This is a genomic window from Glycomyces sp. NPDC048151 (assembly GCF_043202775.1).
GTDB lineage: Bacteria > Actinomycetota > Actinomycetes > Mycobacteriales > Micromonosporaceae > Glycomyces.
On sequence record NZ_JBIDBB010000001.1, the window covers coordinates 159,001 to 173,247 of the forward strand.

At 70.0% G+C, this 14,247-nt stretch carries 15 protein-coding genes; 8 read left to right on the top strand and 7 right to left on the bottom strand.

What is annotated here, in order from left to right:
- Positions 1–80 precede the first annotated feature (80 nt).
- Positions 81–1,835 (top strand): ABC transporter ATP-binding protein, encoded by a 1,755-nt coding sequence (locus ACGGCP_RS00750; protein ID WP_392959131.1) that lies wholly within the window; start codon positions 81–83, stop codon positions 1,833–1,835.
- 66 nt (positions 1,836–1,901) lie between these two features.
- On the top strand, positions 1,902–3,383 hold the full coding sequence (locus tag ACGGCP_RS00755) for a family 43 glycosylhydrolase (protein ID WP_392959133.1): 1,482 nt from the start codon (positions 1,902–1,904) through the stop codon (positions 3,381–3,383).
- A 3-nt stretch (positions 3,384–3,386) separates the two neighbouring features.
- Here the strand turns inward: ACGGCP_RS00755 and ACGGCP_RS00760 are convergent, their stop codons facing one another.
- The 3 genes from ACGGCP_RS00760 to ACGGCP_RS00770 form a co-directional block, all read right to left on the bottom strand.
- Complete coding sequence (locus ACGGCP_RS00760; RefSeq protein ID WP_392959136.1) at positions 3,387–3,836, bottom strand: universal stress protein; 450 nt, start codon at positions 3,834–3,836, stop codon at positions 3,387–3,389.
- A 119-nt stretch (positions 3,837–3,955) separates the two neighbouring features.
- On the bottom strand, positions 3,956–4,369 hold the full coding sequence (locus ACGGCP_RS00765; protein ID WP_392959139.1) for a VOC family protein: 414 nt from the start codon (positions 4,367–4,369) through the stop codon (positions 3,956–3,958).
- 48 nt (positions 4,370–4,417) lie between these two features.
- Complete coding sequence (locus ACGGCP_RS00770; protein WP_392960402.1) at positions 4,418–4,774, bottom strand: helix-turn-helix transcriptional regulator; 357 nt, start codon at positions 4,772–4,774, stop codon at positions 4,418–4,420.
- A gap of 309 nt (positions 4,775–5,083) precedes the next feature.
- Between ACGGCP_RS00770 and ACGGCP_RS00775 the strand changes: the two genes are divergently transcribed.
- From ACGGCP_RS00775 to ACGGCP_RS00785, 3 genes are all read left to right on the top strand, one after another.
- Entirely contained in the window at positions 5,084–5,359 is a 276-nt protein-coding gene (locus ACGGCP_RS00775) for a hypothetical protein (RefSeq protein ID WP_392959141.1), read from the top strand.
- Positions 5,360–5,666: 307 nt separating this feature from the next.
- Positions 5,667–7,106, top strand: coding sequence for a basic amino acid/polyamine antiporter (locus ACGGCP_RS00780; RefSeq protein WP_392959144.1), 1,440 nt, complete (start codon positions 5,667–5,669; stop codon positions 7,104–7,106).
- 26 nt (positions 7,107–7,132) lie between these two features.
- Positions 7,133–8,380 (top strand): arginine deiminase, encoded by a 1,248-nt coding sequence (locus ACGGCP_RS00785; protein ID WP_392959147.1) that lies wholly within the window; start codon positions 7,133–7,135, stop codon positions 8,378–8,380.
- Positions 8,381–8,465: 85 nt separating this feature from the next.
- On the opposite strand, the gene ACGGCP_RS00790 is transcribed toward ACGGCP_RS00785, so the two are convergent.
- Positions 8,466–8,936: a carboxymuconolactone decarboxylase family protein gene (locus ACGGCP_RS00790; RefSeq protein ID WP_392959149.1), complete on the bottom strand. Its 471-nt coding sequence runs from the start codon at positions 8,934–8,936 to the stop codon at positions 8,466–8,468.
- Between the two features lie 181 nt (positions 8,937–9,117).
- On the opposite strand from ACGGCP_RS00790, the gene ACGGCP_RS00795 reads away from it, so the two are divergent.
- Positions 9,118–10,014: a sigma-70 family RNA polymerase sigma factor gene (locus ACGGCP_RS00795; protein WP_392959152.1), complete on the top strand. Its 897-nt coding sequence runs from the start codon at positions 9,118–9,120 to the stop codon at positions 10,012–10,014.
- A gap of 261 nt (positions 10,015–10,275) precedes the next feature.
- On the opposite strand, the gene ACGGCP_RS00800 is transcribed toward ACGGCP_RS00795, so the two are convergent.
- Positions 10,276–11,112 carry an aldo/keto reductase gene (locus ACGGCP_RS00800; protein ID WP_392959155.1) on the bottom strand — a complete coding sequence of 279 codons (837 nt, stop codon included), beginning with the start codon at positions 11,110–11,112 and terminating at the stop codon, positions 10,276–10,278.
- A gap of 198 nt (positions 11,113–11,310) precedes the next feature.
- Here ACGGCP_RS00800 and ACGGCP_RS00805 point away from each other — a divergent pair, with 198 nt between their 5' ends.
- The gene (locus ACGGCP_RS00805; protein WP_392959158.1) at positions 11,311–11,781 is read left to right on the top strand and encodes a rhodanese-like domain-containing protein; all 471 of its coding nucleotides are present in this window, start codon (positions 11,311–11,313) and stop codon (positions 11,779–11,781) included.
- 19 nt (positions 11,782–11,800) lie between these two features.
- Positions 11,801–12,529: a PIG-L deacetylase family protein gene (locus ACGGCP_RS00810; RefSeq protein WP_392959161.1), complete on the top strand. Its 729-nt coding sequence runs from the start codon at positions 11,801–11,803 to the stop codon at positions 12,527–12,529.
- A gap of 245 nt (positions 12,530–12,774) precedes the next feature.
- On the opposite strand, the gene ACGGCP_RS00815 is transcribed toward ACGGCP_RS00810, so the two are convergent.
- A complete protein-coding gene (locus tag ACGGCP_RS00815) occupies positions 12,775–13,560 on the bottom strand; it encodes a hypothetical protein (RefSeq protein ID WP_392959164.1) in 786 nt (261 codons plus the stop codon).
- Positions 13,557–14,099, bottom strand: a complete 543-nt coding sequence (locus tag ACGGCP_RS00820) for a SigE family RNA polymerase sigma factor (protein WP_392959167.1) — start codon at positions 14,097–14,099, stop codon at positions 13,557–13,559. The genes ACGGCP_RS00815 and ACGGCP_RS00820 overlap by 4 nt, the downstream gene beginning before the upstream one ends.
- Positions 14,100–14,247: the final 148 nt, after the last annotated feature.

Below are 14,247 nucleotides of genomic sequence, written 5' to 3' on the forward strand. Positions count from 1 at the left end.
GGGCGACCTGCGGAGACGGCACACCGGAGTGCCGTTGCCGCCCAACCAGAACCCTCCAATCGAACACGGGGCCCTGCCGCATGGAGACTCCCACCCTCGACGGACGACACCCGCTCAAGTCGGTCGCCCGATCCCTCAAACCCCACCGTGGCAGGCTCGTCGCCGCCACGCTGCTCTTCATTCTCAAAGACAGCCCCATGTGGCTGATGCCCGTGATCACGGGCGCGGCCGTCGACGCCGTGGTGCGCGGCGGGCCCGTCTCGACCCTCGGATGGCTGGCCATCGGCGCGGCCGTGCTCGTCGTCCAGAACGCGTTCACGCACGTGTGGTTCACGCGGCTCTACATGGGCGCGGTGCGCTCGCTCGGGGCGGACTTCCGGAACGCGCTCGCGGCGCGGCTCCAGTTGCTGTCCATCGGGTTCCACTCGCGGTCGAACGCCTCGATCATCCAGAGCAAGGTCGTGCGCGACGTCGAGAACATCGAGATGATGTTCGCGCAGTCGGGCGGTCCGCTGCTCTCGGCCGTGTTCGTGTTCGCCGGGGCGGTCACGATGACCGCGTTCACGGTGCCGCAGTTCCTGCCGGTGTTCGCGTTGTCACTGCCGTGCGGATTCGGCGTGTGGTGGTTCACGCGGCGGCGGACGCAGGAGCGCAACCAGGAGTTCCGCAAGGAGATGGAGGTGTTCTCCTCGCGGGTGGGCGAGATGGCGGCGCTCATGCCGATCACGCGCGCGCACGGGCTGGAGCACGTTGCGGCCGAACGGGTCTCGCAGGTGGCCGAGGAAGTGCGGCACCGGGGGCTGCGGCTCGACGTGGTGAACGGGCGGTTCGGCGCGGCGAGCTGGGTGACCATGCAGCTGTTGAGCGTCGGGTGCCTGCTGCTGGCCGCGACCGTGGCGGTGATGGACTGGGCGCCGATCACGGCCGGGCAGGTCGTGGTGCTGGGCACGTACTTCTCGATGCTGACCGGTTCTGTCGGGTCGGTGCTCAACCTGGTGCCGATCACGGCGCGGGGGACCGAGTCGGTGCGTTCGATCGCCGAGGTGCTCGAGGACCCGGACGTCGAGTGGAACGAAGGAAAGCCCACTGTGGAATCAGTGGAGGGCCGGATCGAGCTGCGCGAGGTGACGGTGCGGTACCCCGACGGCGGCGCGCCCGCGCTGGACTCGGTGGATCTCGCGATCGAGGCGGGGAAGACCGTTGCGCTCGTGGGGCCTTCGGGGTCGGGGAAGTCGACGCTGATGAACACCGTGCTGGGGCTGATCAGGCCCGCTGGTGGGGCGGTGCTGCTCGACGGGGCCGACATGGAGGAGCTGGACATGCGGTCGGTGCGGCGGCATGTGTCGGTGGTGCCGCAGGATTCGGTGCTGTTCGAGGGGTCGGTGCGCGCGAACATCACGTACGGGCTCGGGTCGATCAGCGACGAGCAGGTGCGGCAGGCGCTGCGCGACGCGAACGCGCTCGATTTCGTGGAGGCGCTGTCGGACGGCTGGGACACCGTGGTCGGGGAGCGGGGCGCGCGGCTTTCGGGCGGGCAGCGCCAGCGGCTCTCGATCGCGCGGGCGCTCATCCGCGATCCGCGGATCCTGTTCCTGGACGAGGCGACGAGCGCTCTGGACTCGGAGTCGGAGCGGCACATCCAGGGCGCGCTGGAGACGCTGATGCGCGGGCGGACCACGCTGGTGGTCGCGCACCGGCTGAGCACGATCCGCAGCGCGGACCTCATCGTGGTGATGGAGCACGGCCGGATCGCCGAGCAGGGCACTCACGAAGAGCTGCTTGAGCGTTCGGGCCGGTATGCAAGGTCGTGGGGGGCGCAGCACGCTGGGGTGTGAATGTCGGTTGACAAAGTTGGGAGACACAACTTAGTCTTGGGCTTCCGTGCCGATCGAGGGAGCGCTGTGAGCCGCAAAACCGTGTCCGGGGCCGAGTACCCGATCGTCTCCGGGTTCCACCCGGACCCGTCGATCTGCCGCGTGGGCGAGGACTACTACCTCGCCCACTCGAGCTTCGAGTACTTCCCGGGCGCGCCGATCTTCCACAGCCGCGACCTCGTGCACTGGAAGCAGATCGGCAACATCCTCGACCGCCGCTCACAGTTCGTCCCCGGCGGCGGCACCGCCTCCGGCGGCATCTACGGCCCCACCCTCCGCCACCACGACGGCCGCTTCTACTACGTCACCACCAACGTCTACGACTCGCGCGGCCAGCTCATCGTCTCCGCCGACGACCCCGCCGGCGACTGGAGCGACCCCGTCTTCGTCCCCGAAGCCGTCGGCATCGACCCCGACCTCTGCTGGGACGAGGACGGCGAGTGCTACCTCACCTGGAAGGGCACCGTCTTCAGCGGCGAAGGCGACGGCATCTTCCAGGGCCGCCTCGACCTCGCCACCGGCCGCTTCAAGGAACCGCCCTACCTGGTCTGGCAGGGCATCGGCCTCCACGCCCCCGAAGCGCCGCACCTCTACCGCATTGGCGACCGCTGGTACCTGATGCTCGCCGAAGGCGGCACCGAACGCGGCCACTCCGTCACCATCGCCCGCGCCGACCGCCCCGAAGGACCCTACGAGGCCTGCCCCGCGAACCCGGTCTTCACGCACCGCTCGATGTACCTGCCGGTCCAGAACACCGGCCACGCCGATCTGATCGAAACCGCCGACGGCTCATGGGCCGCCGTCTACCTGGGCGTCCGCCCCGGCGGGTTCACCCCGCACTTCCACGTGCTCGGCCGCGAGACGTTCCTGGCCGGGATCGACTGGGTCGACGGCTGGCCCGTCTTCGACGAGCACCGGTACGAATTCGTCCCCGACGACTCCACCTTCGTCGACGACTTCGCTTCGGAGACTTTGGATCTGCGCTGGGTCGCGCCTTCGAGCGAACCCGACGCGATCGCCGCAGCCACAGGCAAGGGCCTTGACCTGCGCGACCCGGGCGACGGCTCCCCCGGCCTGCTCTGCGTGCGCGCCAAGGACCTCCGCTGGAGCGCCGAAGCCGAGTTCGACGACACCGGACGCTTCGTCCTCTGGCTCGACAAGCGCCACTGGTACGGTCTGACCTGCGAGAACGGCGTGGTCCGGGCGCAGGCGCGCATCGGCGGCGTCACCGCCGAGCTGGGTTCGGCCCCCGCGCCGGAAGGCCCGGTCGTGCTGCGCCTCGAAGCGGTCGAACCGCAGGCCGAGGACATGACCGGCTACGGCCCCGACGACATCGTGCTCTCCGTCAAGACCGGTGACGCTTTCACGGAACTGGGCAGGCTCGACGGCCGCTACCTCTCCACCGAGGTCGCGACCGGGTTCACCGGCAGGATGATCGGCGTCGGCGCGGCGGGCGGCGACTCGCGGGCCCGCGAGTTCCGTTACACGCCAACCACATCAGGCGAGTGACGTTCAGTCCGACGCGCGGACGATGACGACCGGGCAGCTCGCGTGGCTGACGCAGTAGTGGCTCACCGAGCCGATCAGCGTCCCCACGAAACCGCCGTGCCCGCGACTGCCCACCACCAGCAGGTCGGCGCCCTCGGCCATGTCGATGAGCGACTTGGCCGGGTGGCCGCCCACGGTGTGGTGCTCGACCTCCACGTCCCGGCTCGCGCCGAGAACCCCGTTGACCGCGGCTTCGAGCGACTGCTTGGCGGACTTGTCGAACTCCTCGCCGCCGGGCAGGACCATCATGCCGCTGCCGTACATCGTCGGCACTTCCCACGCCTGCACGGCCTCGACCTTCGCGCCCGTGCGCCGCGCCTGCTCGACGGCCCATTCGAGGGCCTTGATCGAGGGCGCGGAGCCGTCGACGCCGACGACGATGCGCTCCTGACGCTGCTCCATCTGCTCGTCCATGTCCCCTCCTCGGAGCCGGTCCGGACTCCTGGAATACCCTCCCGCACGCCCGCCGAACCCTCCCGGGAAACGCGAAACGCCCGGCCGGGACCGGGCGTTTCACGAGGTCAGTGCCGGATTCAGGCGGCTTCGACGGGCTGGGTGATGCGGATGTGGTTGCCGAACGGGTCGCGCAGGGCGCAGTCGATCCCGTACGGCTGCTCGACCGGTTCCTCCGTGAACTCGACGCCGAGGTCCTTGAGCCGCTTGTAAGTGCCGCGGCAGTCGTCCGTCGTGAGGATGGTCGCGCCGAGCGCGCCCTTCGTGAGCAGGTCACGCACCGCGGCGGCCGTCTCGTCGCTCTGCGAGGGCGGGCCGGGCACCTCGAGGTGGATGCGCCGCTCGGGATGACCGGGCGTCGACACGGTCAGCCAGCGCATGAACCCGAGGTCGGCGTCCTCGACGATCTCGAAGCCGAGCTTGCCTACATAGAAGTCGATCGCCTCTTCCTGGTCGAGGACGAACACGGTGTGAATGCTGATTCCTGTGAACATGCGACCAGCCTATGGGCCCGCGGGCCCGCCGGGCTTATCCGAAAATGCTCAGTCGCGGGAACCGGCGGCGCCGGCCGGTCGCGTCCAGCTCTTGACGAAGCAGACCGGGGCCTGCAAGGGGACCGCCTGCGCCCGGTACACGGTGGGGGAGCGGCCGATGAGCGCGCTGAACGTGCGGGAGAACGTGCCGAGCGAGTCGAAGCCGACCGCCAGCCCGATCTCGGTGACCGTCGCGTCGGAGTCGCGGAGCATCGCGCAGGCGCGTTCGATCCTGCGCCGCTGCAGGTAGCGGTGCGGGGTCTCGCCGAACGTGGCCCTGAACTGGCGGCTGAAGTGCGCGGGCGACATAAGGGCGACGCGCGCGAGCGCGGGCACGTCGAGCGGCCTGGCGAAGTCGCGGTCCATGGCGTCGCGGGCGCGCAGGAGCCGCCGGTTCTGGTCTTCGCCTGGGGTCTTCACGGCATCCTCCGAGGTCACGTGCGCGTACGCCGATGATCGCACGGGTGGAGGCAGACCACATCCGGGGACTCAGGCTCGCCGGGGGCACGGGCCGCGTGCGGACCTTCCCCGGCGGGGCTTGTTCCGCGAAGGCCCGGTCGCGGACTGACTGTCGGGAAGCCGATCCACCCGATCGGCGCGATGATCCGCGGCCCGGACCCGAAACTCCATACGCTCACCTGCGGCAACGAAGCTGGAAGAAGGGAAACGAGCGGTATGGCGACTCGGAAACACAGGATCGCGCAAGGCCTCGCGGCGCTCGCGCTCGCGGCGGGAGCCGTGCTGGCGCTCTCCGCGCCCGCTCAGGCCGACGTGCTGGCCTGCACGGACCACGTCAAAGCGAACGGCTATCCGGTCGGGCCGAGGGTCCAGGCCGCGTGCGAGGCGGGCGTGCCCTGGGACGGCCACCCGCACTGCGTCAACCAGCTCCTCGACGTGAAGGTCGCGATCCACGTCGCTGACCGGGCCTGCCACCAAGCGACACTCGGTTAGCGGCCAGCGGCCAGCGGCCAGCGGCCAGCGGCCATCGGCCAGCGGCCAAGGGGCGATTCGCGAATCGAGGACTGAGGGCTGACCGCGACCAGCGGGAGGCGGGCGACACACCGCGCCGCCCGCCTCCCGCGCCGCCCGCCTCCCGCGCCGCCCGCCTCCCGCCCGACTCCTGTGGCGGCTTCCGCGAACCCGACCCGCCCGCCTCACGGGCCGCTTCCGAGAATCCGAGTCTGCGTCCGCTTTGCGGCGATATATTCAGGACTCCAGTGCCCTCACGGGCCTCGACGGCCCGACCTGCGAGGACTCCATGGCCCAATCCGCGAACGCTATCGAGACCCCGCGCACCGCGAAACTCGCGTTCTGGACGCTGACCTCCATGGTCGTCGGCTCCATGGTCGGCGCGGGCGTGTTCTCCCTCCCGGCCCGGTTCGCGCAGGAGACCGGCGTCGCGGGCGCGCTCATCTCGTGGGCCGTCGCGGGCACGGGCATGCTCATGCTCGCGTTCGTGTTCCAGAACCTCGCGATCCGCCGCCCCGACCTCGACGCCGGTGTCTACGCGTACGCGAAGGCCGGGTTCGGCGAGTACCCCGGCTTCTTCTCCGCGTTCGGCTACTGGGCGAGCGCCTGCGTCGGCAACGTGACGTACTGGGTGCTCATCATGTCGACAGCGGGCGCGCTCATCCCCGCGCTCGGCGAGGGCGACACGGTCCTGGCGATCGTGCTCTCCTCGGCGGGCCTGTGGGGGTTCTTCCTGCTCATCAAGCAGGGCGTGAAGGAAGCGGCCGCGATCAACCGGATCGTCACGGTCGCCAAGCTCGTGCCCATCATCGTGTTCGTCATCCTCGCGCTGTTCTTCTTCAAGCCGTCGGTGTTCGCCGAGAACTTCGCGGGCGCCGACTACGCCGGGTCCTTGTTCAGCCAGGTCAGGGGCACGATGCTCGCGACGGTGTTCGTGTTCCTCGGCGTCGAGGGCGCCTCCGTGTACTCGCGGCACGCCAAGCGCCGCGAGGATGTCGGGCGCGCGACCGTCACCGGTTTCCTCTCCGTGTTCGCGGTCTTCGCGTCGGTCACGATCGTGTCCTACGGGATCCTGCCGATGGACCAGATCGCAGAGCTGCGGCAGCCGTCCATGGCCGGAGTCCTGGAGGCCGCCGTCGGTACCTGGGGCATGGTGTTCGTCTCGGTCGGCCTCATCATCTCCGTCCTCGGCGCGTACCTCGCCTGGACGCTCATGGCCGCCGAAGTGCTGTACGTGGCCGCGCAGGACAAGGACATGCCGAAGTTCCTCGCCCGCGCCACGAAAGCCGACGTCCCCGTCCCGGCCCTGGTCCTGAGCACCGCGCTCAGCCAGATCGTCCTCGCCATCACCTACTTCTCCGACGACGCGTTCAACTTCGCGCTCGACCTCACCAGCGCCCTCACCCTCATCCCGTTCCTCCTCGCGGCCCTCTTCGCGGTCAAAGTCGCGTTCGGACGCGACGGCAGGGGCGAACGCGGCACCTCGAAGGAGATGACCGTCGCCGCCCTCGCCGTCGTCTACACGGCGTTCCTGCTGTTCGCGGCCGGTCTGGAGTTCCTGCTCATGTCGTTCATCGTCTACGCCCCCGCGACGATCCTGTTCGTCATGGCCCGCCGCGAGCAGGGCCGCCGCGTGTTCAGCCCCGGCGAGGCCGTCCTGCTGGCGGTCTCGGTCGCGGGCGCCGTCGCGGGCGTCGTCGCGCTCGCACTGGGATGGATCGACATTTGAGAACGCAGAGGTAAAGGGGTGCAGTCATGTCCGATGTCCAGTCCTACGGCGTCCATTCCGAAGTCGGCAGGCTCCGGAAGGTCCTGGTGTGCGCGCCCGGGCTCGCGCACCGGCGCCTGACGCCCACGAACGCCGACGGACTGCTGTTCGACGACGTCATGTGGGTCGAGAACGCGCAGCGCGACCACGCCGAGTTCGTCGAGCACATGCGCGACCGCGGCGTCGAGGTCGTCGAACTGCACGACCTCCTCTCGCAGACCATGGCGGACAAGGAGGCCCGCGGCTGGCTCCTCGACCGGAAGATCACCCCGAACGAGGTCGGCATCGGGCTCATGGAGCCGACCCGGGAGTTCCTGGAAGCGCTCGGCCCGGCCGAACTCGCCGAGCACCTCATCGGCGGCATGTCCACACACGACCTCCCGAACGACCTGCGGCCCGCGTACGTCGCGCTGGCGCGGGAGTCGACGGGCGCGCGCGAATACCTCATGCCGCCGCTGCCGAACACCTTGTACACCAGGGACACCACGTGCTGGCTGTACGGCGGGCTCACGCTCAACCCGCTGTACTGGCCCGCGCGCCACGACGAGACGCTGCTGATGAAGGCGATCTACACGTTCCATCCCGAGTTCAAGGGATCGAGAGTGTGGTGGGGCGACCCCGACGAGTCGTGGGGGCAGGCGACGTTCGAAGGCGGCGACATCATGCCCGTCGGGAACGGCGTGGTCCTCATGGGGATGAGCGAGCGCACGTCGCGGCAGGCCATCACGCAGGTCGCGAAGGCCCTGTTCGACCAGGGCGCGGCCGAGCGGGTGGTCGTGGCGGGCATGCCGAAGCTGCGCGCGGCCATGCACCTGGACACGGTGTTCACGTTCGCCGACCGGGACGTGGTGACGCTGTACCCGAAGATCATGGACGCCGTGCACACGTTCTCGCTGCGGCCCAGCGACAAAGCGCCGGGCCTGGAGCTGGAGGACCACGGCTCGGCGGCGTTCACCGAGGTCGTGGCCGAGGCGCTGGGGCTGCGGCGGCTGCGGGTCATCGCCACGGGCGGCGACGTGTACGCCTCCGAACGGCAGCAGTGGGACTCGGGGAACAACGCGGTCGCGCTGGAGCCGGGCGTGGTCATGACGTACGACCGGAACACGCAGACGAACACGCTCCTGCGCGACGCCGGGATCGAGGTCATCCCGATCGTCGGCGCCGAACTCGGGCGCGGCCGGGGCGGCGGGCACTGCATGACCTGCCCGATCATCCGCGACCCCGTGGACTTCTAGCGCTGGCGGCGGATCGACTTGGAACCCGGCTCAGGGGCGCGGCCTTATGGCCGCGCCCCTTCGGGTTTCCTTGCGTTCCTTTGCTTTAGCCCCAGGCGCCGGGGGTGTAGTTGCCGCCGGGGATGCGCGGGATGGCGTTCATCCGGTTGTAGGCGTTGATGAGCGCGATGAGGCCGATCAGGCCGGTGAGCTGGTCGTCGTCGAAGTGCTTGCGGGCGTCGTCCCACACGTCGTCGGGGACGCCCGCGCTGTCGGCGAGGCGCGTGCCCGCCTCGGTGAGGGCGAGGGCCGCGCGCTCGGCCTCGGTGAAGACCACGGAGTCGCGCCAGGCGGCGACCATGGTGAGGCGGACGGTGGTCTCACCGGCGTGGGCGGCGTCCTTGGCGTGCATGTCGGTGCACACGCCGCATCCGTTGATCTGGCTGGCGCGCAGCAGGACCAGGTTCGGGATCTCGGCCGGGAGGCCGGTGTTCTCGAGGGCCCGGCCCGCGGAGTTGATGTACTTCGCGAACTTGGCGATGTTGGGGTTGGAGTAGAAGTCGATGCGGGGTTCCACGGCGGGCTCCTTCAGGATTCGTTCGATACACCGGCATGACGGAACCCGGCCCGGACATGTGACCGGCAGCGGTCGGAGAGTGGCGTGGATCACGGCAGCGATGTCGCGGGCGGCGGGACGGTCACATTTCGCCCCGCGCACGCGTCATAGAGTCGACAACCCCGTCGAAGGAGGAGCGAGCATGAACGACGACCAGTGGCTGGCACAGCGATTCGAGACCGACCGGCCCCGGCTGGAGGCCGTCGCGTTCCGGATGCTCGGCTCCTCCGGCGAAGCCGAGGACGCGGTCCAGGAGGCCTGGTTCCGCTTGGCCGCCAGCGACACCGAGCGCATCGACAACCTCAGCGGTTGGCTGACCACGGTCGTCGGCCGGGTCTGCCTCGACCAGCTGCGGCGGCGCAAATCGCGGGCCGAACAGCCCATGCCTACATCTTTTGACGGCACGGTCGAGATTGAGCCGACCGCGCTGCCGGGGCCGGCCGATGTCGAGGCCGACCCGGAGTCGGCGGCGGTCATCGCCGACTCGGTGAGCCTCGCGCTGCTGGTGGTCCTGGAGACGCTTGAACCCGCCGAGCGGCTCGCGTTCGTCCTGCACGACATGTTCGGCGTGCCCTTCGACGACATCGGCCAGATCGTCGACCGGACCCCGACCGCCGCGCGCAAGCTCGCGAGCCGCGCCCGGGCGCGCGTGCGGGGGACCGACGTGCCGCAGCGCAAAGAGGTATCGAAGCAGCGCACGGTCGTCGAGGCGTTCCTCGCGGCGGCGCGCGGTGGCGACTTCGAGGCGCTGGTGTCGGTGCTCGACCCCGAGATCACGCTGCGCACGGATGCGGCGGAGGTCGGCCAGATCATCCGCGGCGCGGCCCAGATCGCGGGCGGCGCGATGACCTTCGCGGCCATGGCCAGCAGCGCCCAGCTCGTGCTCGCCGACGGCAAGATCGGCGTCATCTCGTCGCTTCCGAACCTTCCGACGCGCGTGCTCGTGTTCACCGTCGAAGGCGACAAGATCATCGCCATGGAAGGCGTCACCAACCCCGACCGGGTCAGGGGCATGGACCTGACGCTCCTCGACGCCTAAGGGACGCAAGCGAAAGCGCGGGCCGCGATCCGAACGGATCGCGGCCCGCGCTTTCGCTTCGTGTGAGCGGCACGAAATGTCGTACCCCTCAGCCACCCTTGATATCGGGGGCCCAGCACCGCAACACACCCGACCCCGGGTGGCGGCCGAGCCGCGCGAATGTCGTACCCGTGCGCGATAGTTGCATCGGGGGGCGCTCTGCGCCGACACACCCGACCCCGGGGGCCGGACGCGACCCGGGGGGGCCGGACCCCCGATCCCCTAGTGGCCGAAGGCGTCCGAATCCGCCGCCGCGGCCTCGCCCTGGTCGAGCGCCGCCAGCGCCATCACGTCCTCCGGGGCAAGCTCGAAGTCGAACACGTCCAGGTTCTGCGCCAGGCGCTGCGGGTCACTCGACTTCGGGACCACCGCGAGTCCCGAGTCCAAGTGCCAGCGCAGCACCACCTGCACGGGCGTCTTCCCGTACTTCTCGGCCAGCTGCAGCACCTTCGGCTCGCTCCGCACCTCGCCGCCCTGGCCGCCGATCGGGGACCACGACTGGGTCACGATCCCGCGCTCCTTGTGGTACGCCCGCGCTTCCAGCCGGGTCGTCAACGGGCTCAACTGGATCTGGTTCACGTCCGGGATCACGCCGGTGGCCTCGATGATCCGGTCCAGGTGCGCCGGTTTGAAGTTCGACGTGCCGATCGCCTTGACCCGCTTCGACTCCAGCAGCCGCACCAGGCCCTCCCAGGCCTCGGTGTACTTGCCGTGCTGCGGGTTCGGCCAGTGGATGAGCAGCAGGTCGAGGTAGTCGAGCCCGAGCCGGTCGAGGCTCCGCTCGCAGGCGTCGGCCGCCAGGTCGACGCCGTGCCACTCCCGGTTGAACTTCGTGGTCACGAACAGGTCCTCGCGGGCGACGCCGGAAGCCTTGAGCCCCAGGCCGACGCCGCGTTCGTTCCGGTAGTTCTCGGCGGTGTCGACGAGCCGGTAGCCGAGCCCGATCGCCTCGGCGACCACGCGTTCGGCCTCGGCGTCGTCCATCGGCCACGTGCCCAGGCCAAGCAACGGCATGGCCGCGCCGTGCGCGAGTTCGACGGTCGGTGCGGTGGGTGCCATGGAGGAAGCCTCTCTGATCGGTGGCGCCGCCGGGGGCGGCGCCGTTGGAAGGCGGTTGCGAGGGGCGTCGTCTACGCTACCGCCGCCCGAGTACCCGTGAAACGGGGCGAAACACCCGCGTTCACCGGGCGTTCCCACATCATGGCCAACATTGTGCCAAGTGCTCGTATTTTTGTATCAGCACATAGATTTCAGGGCATGGAAACGACCTCGAACCCCGTCCTGCGCGTCGCCCCCGCCTCCCCCGCGGACGCCCTCGCCTACTTCGCCGGCCTCATGACCTACAGCACCGACGTCTCCGACGTCTACGCCGCGTCCCAGGCCGACGACTTCGGGTTCACCCTCGTCGACACCCGCGGCGACGCCGCCTGGTTCCAGGGCCGCGTCCCCGGCGCCGTCCACCTCCCCACCGACGACATCGCGTCCCGCGCAAGCGAACTCGTCGCTGCCGACAAGCCCGTCGTCGTCTACTGCTGGGGCCCCGGCTGCAACGGCGCCTACCGCGCCGCCGTCGAGTTCGCGAAGCTCGGCTACCAGGTCAAGTACATGATGGGCGGCTTCGAGTACTGGGTGCGCGAAGGACTCCCGGTCGAGACCGCGGCCGGCGTCGAGCGCGGCAAGCCCGACCCGCTCACCGCCCCTTCGAGCGGCGTCTCCTGCGACTGCTGAAGCGGGTCATAATCGACGCATGAGCGAACTCCTTGCGATGCCAGAGGACTGGACGAAAGCACTGGCCATCGTGGCCCACCCCGACGACATGGAGTACGGCGCCGCTGCGGCCGTCGCCCGCTGGACCGGCGGCGGCCGCGACGTCGCCTACCTCATGGTCAGCCGCGGCGAAGCGGGCATCGACACCATGTCCCCCGAGGAGTGCGCGCCCGTGCGGGACGCCGAGCAGCGCGCCTCAGCCGCCGTCGTCGGCGTCTCCTCCGTCGAGTTCCTCGACCACCGCGACGGCGTCATCGAATCCGGCGTCGCCCTCCGCCGCGACCTCGCCGCCGCGATCCGCCGCCACAAGCCCGAACTCGTCATCACCCTGAACCGGCGCGACCACTTCATGCCCGGCCACTGGAACAGTGCCGACCACCGCGCCGTCGCCGAATCCGTGCTCGACGCCGCGAACGACGCGGGCAACCGCTGGATCTTCCCCGAGCTCGCCGACGAAGGCCTCGAACCCTGGGGCGGCGTCCGCTGGGTCGCGCTCGCGGCTTCGCCGGAGTCGACGCACGCCGTCGACGTCACCGACACCATGGAGACCGGCATCGCCTCGCTCCTGGAGCACCGCGCGTACATCACCGCGCTCACCGACGAGGACCCCGAGACGTACGTGCGCGGCTTCCTCACCGGCTTCGCCGAAGGCGCGGGCGAGCGGTTCGGCACGCGCTACGCGACCACGTTCGAGCTGATCAGTTTCTGACACCCGAGCCGAATCTCCTCGGCTTCCATGAATCGATCATTGCCGAGATCGGACGTTCGGGCGTTTCTTGTCGGACCCGGGGAGTACTTTTGCGCCAGGGGTCCCTTAGGGGGGATTTATCCGCTTATTTCGGGATCGCGGCGGTTTCATATTCGCGGAACGGGGGCCGGGCATTCGCCCGGCCCCCGTTCTCGCTCTGGGGTTGCCGCGCCGTGGAGGCGCGGCGGAGTCAGTTGTGCGCGGAGCTATTCGAAGTCGCCCTCGACCGTCCCGGTGTCCCCGGATTCGGTCACGGCCTCGAACGAGTAGCGGTCGTCGTCGGCGCTGCGCGGGCCGCCGCTGTGGTTGAACTGGCCCGCGAGCGTGTACTCCCCGGCCGGGAGGACCTTGCCGTCCTGGAGGGTCCAGGTGTAGACGAGGAAGCCGTCCTCCTCGGTCACCACCGCGGTCTTGAACCAGCCGTCGCCGGTCGTCCACGACCCGGTCGAGTCGAGGCCCTCGCCCTCGGCGACGCGCAGTACCACCGTGAGCTCGGCGAGCGGCTGCTCGTTCTTGAGCGTCAGGTCCGCCTGCGACCAGAACTCCTGGCTGCTGCCGACCGAGCCGTCCGTCCAGAGCCACTCGGGCGCCTCGCCGCCCGGATCCGGGCTGGAGGCGTCGTCGGTCGCGCCGTCCTCGGACGACTCGACCTCCGAAGGCGTCGCCTCACCGGTAGTCGGGGCGTCGCCGCTGCTCTCCGGGTCCGAGGCCTCCGCGGTCCGAGTGCCGGGGTCGGCCGCGGGAGGTTCGGGGGCAGGGCCGATCACCGGGCCGAAGCCCAGGAACTGCCCCGCGAACACGATCGCGCCGATGAGCGCCAGCGCCGCACCGGTCGCCAGTCCCAGCTGCGGGATCCGCCAGCCGGTGCGCACCGGCTCGGCGCGCACGCGCGGCTCGCGCATGCCCTCGGACACGCGCGCCCACATGCGGTCGCGGTCCGGTTCGTACTCCTCGGCGTGGACTCGGAGCCGGTCGTTGACGTCGTCGTTCACCGCTGCTCCCCCTTTCCGATCGAAGCCCAGGCCGATCCCGCCTGGGGTCCGAGGATGCGCCGCAGTTCGGCCAGGCCCTTCGAGGTCTGGCTCTTGACCGTGCCGACCGAGATGCCGAGCGCGTCGGCGGTCTCGCGTTCGGAGAGCTCCAGCGAGTGCCGGAGCACGACGCACGCGCGCCGTCGCAGCGGCAGCCGTTCGAGCGCTTTGCGCACGTCGACGACGGCGGCCGAGTCGGGGCCGTCGTGCGTCTCGCCCGGGCGCTGCCAGAACAGCGTGTTGCGGCGCCGCTCGCGCACGGCGGCGCGGATGCGGGTCTTGGCGAGGTTGGCGACGATACCGCGCGCGTACGCGATCTGCGACCTGGCCCGCCGGGCCTGGTCCCACTGGCGCCACACCGCGAGCATCGCGTCCGCCGCGATGTCCTCTGCCGTCCCGCTCTCGCCGATGAGCAGCCACGCGAAGCGCGCCAGCTCGGCGTGGTGCCGCTCGAAGAAGGCGCGGAACGCGTCCTCTTCCAGCTGGGCGGGGACGTCCAACGGGGGGCCTCCGGTCGCGGGTCGAATTCGGGGAGGCGGAGAGTCTAGCAGTCTGACCACGGTGCCCTCGCTTTCAGAAGTACCGCACGGAAAGAGGGCGGGCTCGGACACCCCCGGTGTCCGAGCCCGTTGTTTCCCATGGCAGGAA

What these genes read in the sequence shown, in the direction of transcription:
- ACGGCP_RS00750 (WP_392959131.1), top strand. Translation starts at nt 81, where the DNA reads ATGGAGACTCCCACCCTCGACGGACGACACCCGCTCAAGTCGGTCGCC.
- ACGGCP_RS00760 (WP_392959136.1), bottom strand. Translation starts at nt 3,836, where the DNA reads ATGGACGAGCAGATGGAGCAGCGTCAGGAGCGCATCGTCGTCGGCGTC.
- ACGGCP_RS00765 (WP_392959139.1), bottom strand. Translation starts at nt 4,369, where the DNA reads ATGTTCACAGGAATCAGCATTCACACCGTGTTCGTCCTCGACCAGGAA.
- ACGGCP_RS00770 (WP_392960402.1), bottom strand. Translation starts at nt 4,774, where the DNA reads ATGGACCGCGACTTCGCCAGGCCGCTCGACGTGCCCGCGCTCGCGCGC.
- ACGGCP_RS00775 (WP_392959141.1), top strand. Translation starts at nt 5,084, where the DNA reads ATGGCGACTCGGAAACACAGGATCGCGCAAGGCCTCGCGGCGCTCGCG.
- ACGGCP_RS00780 (WP_392959144.1), top strand. Translation starts at nt 5,667, where the DNA reads ATGGCCCAATCCGCGAACGCTATCGAGACCCCGCGCACCGCGAAACTC.
- ACGGCP_RS00785 (WP_392959147.1), top strand. Translation starts at nt 7,133, where the DNA reads ATGTCCGATGTCCAGTCCTACGGCGTCCATTCCGAAGTCGGCAGGCTC.
- ACGGCP_RS00795 (WP_392959152.1), top strand. Translation starts at nt 9,118, where the DNA reads ATGAACGACGACCAGTGGCTGGCACAGCGATTCGAGACCGACCGGCCC.
- ACGGCP_RS00800 (WP_392959155.1), bottom strand. Translation starts at nt 11,112, where the DNA reads ATGGCACCCACCGCACCGACCGTCGAACTCGCGCACGGCGCGGCCATG.
- ACGGCP_RS00805 (WP_392959158.1), top strand. Translation starts at nt 11,311, where the DNA reads ATGGAAACGACCTCGAACCCCGTCCTGCGCGTCGCCCCCGCCTCCCCC.
- ACGGCP_RS00810 (WP_392959161.1), top strand. Translation starts at nt 11,801, where the DNA reads ATGAGCGAACTCCTTGCGATGCCAGAGGACTGGACGAAAGCACTGGCC.